This window comes from Streptomyces sp. NPDC059564 (assembly GCF_042735575.1).
Taxonomy (GTDB): Bacteria; Actinomycetota; Actinomycetes; order Streptomycetales; family Streptomycetaceae; genus Streptomyces.
The window spans coordinates 1,458-4,670 of sequence record NZ_JBHWBP010000479.1; the positions used below are offsets into that span (position 1 = coordinate 1,458).

The following is a 3,213-nucleotide window of genomic DNA, read 5'->3' on the forward strand; positions in this document are numbered from 1 at the left end:
AGGGTGATGGGTGGCTGGTCGTTGCTTGAGAACTACACAGTGGACGCGAGCATCTGTGGCCAAGTTTTTAAGGGCGCACGGTGGATGCCTTGGCACCAGGAACCGATGAAGGACGTGAGAGGCCGCGATAGGCCCCGGGGAGCTGCCAACTGAGCTTTGATCCGGGGGTGTCCGAATGGGGAAACCCGGCAGTCGTCATGGGCTGTCACCCACTGCTGAACACATAGGCAGTGTGGAGGGAACGAGGGGAAGTGAAACATCTCAGTACCCTCAGGAAGAGAAAACAACCGTGATTCCGGGAGTAGTGGCGAGCGAAACCGGATGAGGCCAAACCGTATGCGTGTGATACCCGGCAGGGGTTGCGCATGCGGGGTTGTGGGAATTCTTTTGATCGGTCTGCCGGCCGGTCGGCGAGTCAGAAACCGTTGATGTAGTCGAAGGACATGCGAAAGGTCCGGCGTAGAGGGTAAGACCCCCGTAGACGAAACATCAGCGGCTTGCTTAAGAATCTCCCAAGTAGCACGGGGCCCGAGAAATCCCGTGTGAATCTGGCGGGACCACCCGCTAAGCCTAAATATTCCCTGGTGACCGATAGCGGATAGTACCGTGAGGGAATGGTGAAAAGTACCGCGGGAGCGGAGTGAAATAGTACCTGAAACCGTGTGCCTACAAGCCGTGGGAGCGTCGCCGTTGTTCTTCGGAACAACGGTCGTGACTGCGTGCCTTTTGAAGAATGAGCCTGCGAGTTAGCGGTGTGTAGCGAGGTTAACCCGTGTGGGGAAGCCGTAGCGAAAGCGAGTCCGAATAGGGCGATTGAGTTGCACGCTCTAGACCCGAAGCGGAGTGATCTAGCCATGGGCAGGTTGAAGCGGAGGTAAGACTTCGTGGAGGACCGAACCCACCAGGGTTGAAAACCTGGGGGATGACCTGTGGTTAGGGGTGAAAGGCCAATCAAACTCCGTGATAGCTGGTTCTCCCCGAAATGCATTTAGGTGCAGCGTCGTGTGTTTCTTGCCGGAGGTAGAGCACTGGATAGGCGATGGGCCCTACCGGGTTACTGACCTTAGCCAAACTCCGAATGCCGGTAAGTGAGAGCACGGCAGTGAGACTGTGGGGGATAAGCTCCATGGTCGAGAGGGAAACAGCCCAGAGCATCGACTAAGGCCCCTAAGCGTACGCTAAGTGGGAAAGGATGTGGAGTCGCAGAGACAACCAGGAGGTTGGCTTAGAAGCAGCCACCCTTGAAAGAGTGCGTAATAGCTCACTGGTCAAGTGATTCCGCGCCGACAATGTAGCGGGGCTCAAGCGTACCGCCGAAGTCGTGTCATTGCAGCAATAGGGCCAACGCCCGCTGTGATGGGTAGGGGAGCGTCGTGTGCCGGGTGAAGCAGCAGCGGAAGCTAGTTGTGGACGGTTCACGAGTGAGAATGCAGGCATGAGTAGCGATACACACGTGAGAAACGTGTGCGCCGATTGACTAAGGGTTCCTGGGTCAAGCTGATCTGCCCAGGGTAAGTCGGGACCTAAGGCGAGGCCGACAGGCGTAGTCGATGGACAACCGGTTGATATTCCGGTACCCGCTTTGAAACGCCCAATATCGAATCAGGCGATGCTAAGTCCGTGAAGCCGTTCCGGACCCTTCGGGGAAAGGAAAGTGGTGGAGCCGACGAACCAGACTTGTAGTAGGTAAGCGATGGGGTGACGCAGGAAGGTAGTCCAGCCCGGGCGGTGGTTGTCCCGGGGTAAGGGTGTAGGCCGAGGGGTAGGCAAATCCGTCCCTCATATAAGGCTGAGACCTGATGCCGAGCCGATTGTGGTGAAGTGGATGATCCTATGCTGTCGAGAAAAGCCTCTAGCGAGTTTCATGGCGGCCCGTACCCTAAACCGACTCAGGTGGTCAGGTAGAGAATACCGAGGCGTTCGGGTGAACTATGGTTAAGGAACTCGGCAAAATGCCCCCGTAACTTCGGGAGAAGGGGGGCCATCACTGGTGAAGGAACTTGCTTCCTGAGCTGGGGGTGGCCGCAGAGACCAGCGAGAAGCGACTGTTTACTAAAAACACAGGTCCGTGCGAAGCCGTAAGGCGATGTATACGGACTGACGCCTGCCCGGTGCTGGAACGTTAAGGGGACCGGTTAGTGACCTTTCGGGGTTGCGAAGCTGAGAACTTAAGCGCCAGTAAACGGCGGTGGTAACTATAACCATCCTAAGGTAGCGAAATTCCTTGTCGGGTAAGTTCCGACCTGCACGAATGGCGTAACGACTTCTCGACTGTCTCAACCATAGGCCCGGTGAAATTGCACTACGAGTAAAGATGCTCGTTTCGCGCAGCAGGACGGAAAGACCCCGGGACCTTTACTATAGTTTGATATTGGTGTTCGGTTCGGCTTGTGTAGGATAGGTGGGAGACTTTGAAGCAGCCACGCCAGTGGTTGTGGAGTCGCCGTTGAAATACCACTCTGGTCGTGCTGGATGTCTAACCTCGGTCCGTGATCCGGATCAGGGACAGTGTCTGATGGGTAGTTTAACTGGGGCGGTTGCCTCCCAAAGGGTAACGGAGGCGCCCAAAGGTTCCCTCAGCCTGGTTGGCAATCAGGTGTTGAGTGTAAGTGCACAAGGGAGCTTGACTGTGAGACCGACGGGTCGAGCAGGGACGAAAGTCGGGACTAGTGATCCGGCGGTGGCTTGTGGAAGCGCCGTCGCTCAACGGATAAAAGGTACCCCGGGGATAACAGGCTGATCTTCCCCAAGAGTCCATATCGACGGGATGGTTTGGCACCTCGATGTCGGCTCGTCGCATCCTGGGGCTGGAGTCGGTCCCAAGGGTTGGGCTGTTCGCCCATTAAAGCGGTACGCGAGCTGGGTTTAGAACGTCGTGAGACAGTTCGGTCCCTATCCGCTGTGCGCGTAGGAATATTGAGAAGGGCTGTCCCTAGTACGAGAGGACCGGGACGGACGAACCTCTGGTGTGCCAGTTGTCCTGCCAAGGGCATGGCTGGTTGGCTACGTTCGGGAGGGATAACCGCTGAAAGCATCTAAGCGGGAAGCCTGCTTCAAGATGAGTATTCCCACCTCCTTGAGAGGGTAAGGCTCCCAGTAGACGACTGGGTTGATAGGCCAGATGTGGAAGCCCGGTAACGGGTGGAGCTGACTGGTACTAATAGGCCGAGGGCTTGTCCTCAGTTGCTCGCGTCCACTGTGTTAGTTCTGAAG

1 rRNA gene is annotated in these 3,213 nt (G+C 56.6%); it reads left to right on the plus strand.

Annotation, left to right across the window (positions count from 1 at the left end):
• The first annotated feature begins 57 nt into the window (after positions 1-57).
• Positions 58-3,181, plus strand: a 23S ribosomal RNA gene (locus ACFV0Q_RS38520).
• The last annotated feature ends 32 nt before the right edge of the window (positions 3,182-3,213 follow it).